The following is a 1,477-nucleotide window of genomic DNA, read 5'->3' as shown; positions in this document are numbered from 1 at the left end:
TGAACCGCCCCCCGTTTCTTGGACACGGAAATGGAGGTCCGAGAGATGGGGGGCATTCTCATGTCCATCGACCTACGGTACGGGCACGGGCGCGCGGCGAGGTCGCTCGCCGCGGACCTGTTCGCGGAGGGCAGGGGGTACGAGTCCGTCGCCCGCGAGCTCGGGGTCCCCGCCATGGCCGTGAGAAAATGGCAGCAGACGTACCGGGCGGTCGGGAGGGACGGTCTGCTGAGCATGGGGGAGACGCGCGCGAGATACGACTACGAGACGAAGGTCGCCGCCGCCAGGGCCGTGGTCGACGGCGGCGCGACCAGGGCCGAGGCGATGCGGCGCTTCGGGATCGCCGGCTCGAGCTCGCTCGACCGGTGGTGCCGCCTCTACCGCGAGGGCGGCGCCGAGGCCCTCAGGCCGAGGCCGAGGGGGAGGCCGGGGGGCTCCGGCCCGGGGGCCGCGCCCAGGACCCGCGAGGAGAGGCTCGAGGAGCGCGTGCGCAAGCTCGAGGCGCAGGTGGCGTACCTAAAAAAATCGATAGCCCTGAAGGCGGAGCTCAGCTCCCGAACCGGGAGAAGGCCCTAGCGGTCGCCGAGCTTTCAGGGCTGGGGCACGGCCTCGCCGACCTGCTGGAGGCCGCGGGCCTCGCCAGGTCGAGCTACTACTACGCGCTCGCCCACCCCAAGGGCCCGACCAGGCCGGAGCTGCGCGCGAGGGTCGCCGAGATCTTCGGGAGGCTCCCGAACGGCGTGGGGCACCGCCAGGTCGCCATGGAGCTCCGGGCGGTGGACGGCGCCCGCATAGCGGACAAGACGGTGCTCAAGATGATGCGCGAGATGGGGCTCAGGTGCGGCATCAGGCGGGAGACCGACCACCACAGGTACAACTCCTACAAAGGGGTCGTCGGGAAGACCTTCGAGAACGTGCTCGGCCGCGACTTCGCCGCCGACGGCCCCTGGCGGAAGATGGGCACCGACGTCACCGAGTTCAGGCTCTCCTTCGGCAAGGCCTACCTCGCGCCCGTGTACGACTTCGGCAGCAAGGAGATCGTGGCGTGGTCGGTCTCGGAGCGCCCCGACCTCGCCCAGCAGGAGGAGATGCTCGCCATGCTCGCGGCGGCCAAGCCCGAGGGCGCGGCGCCGGTCCTGCACTCCGACATGGGCTGGCAGTACCAGCACGCGGCGTACGTGCGCGCGCTCGCCGAGAACGGCATCACCCAGAGCATGTCCCGGAAGGGCAACTGCCTGGACAACGCCGCGACCGAGCAGGTCTTCGGCCACATCAAGGACGAGTTCTTCCGCGGGCGCGACTGGGACACGTTCGAGTCGTTCAAGGCCGACCTCGAGGCGTACATACACCACTGGAACCACGTGAGGCGGCAGGTCAAGCTGAAGGGCCTGACCCCGGCGGAGTTCCGGGAGCTGGCCCTCCGCGAGGCCGCTTAGCGGTTATGATTTAACGCGTCCAAGTTTTGGGGTGCAGTTCA

General features: G+C 69.6%; 2 protein-coding genes. Both read left to right on the top strand.

Translation table 11 applies throughout. From position 1 onward, the window contains the following. Positions 1–45 precede the first annotated feature (45 nt). Positions 46–576: a helix-turn-helix domain-containing protein gene (locus B5G02_RS09975; protein WP_206383754.1), complete on the top strand. Its 531-nt coding sequence runs from the start codon at positions 46–48 to the stop codon at positions 574–576. Continuing rightward, positions 525–1,436, top strand: coding sequence for an IS3 family transposase (locus B5G02_RS09970; RefSeq protein WP_071784324.1), 912 nt, complete (start codon positions 525–527; stop codon positions 1,434–1,436). The genes B5G02_RS09975 and B5G02_RS09970 overlap by 52 nt, the downstream gene beginning before the upstream one ends. The last annotated feature ends 41 nt before the right edge of the window (positions 1,437–1,477 follow it).

Source organism: [Collinsella] massiliensis (genome assembly GCF_002161605.1).
In the GTDB taxonomy this organism is placed as follows: Bacteria; Actinomycetota; Coriobacteriia; order Coriobacteriales; family Coriobacteriaceae; genus Enorma.
This window is presented reverse-complemented; position numbering and strand designations above follow the sequence as displayed.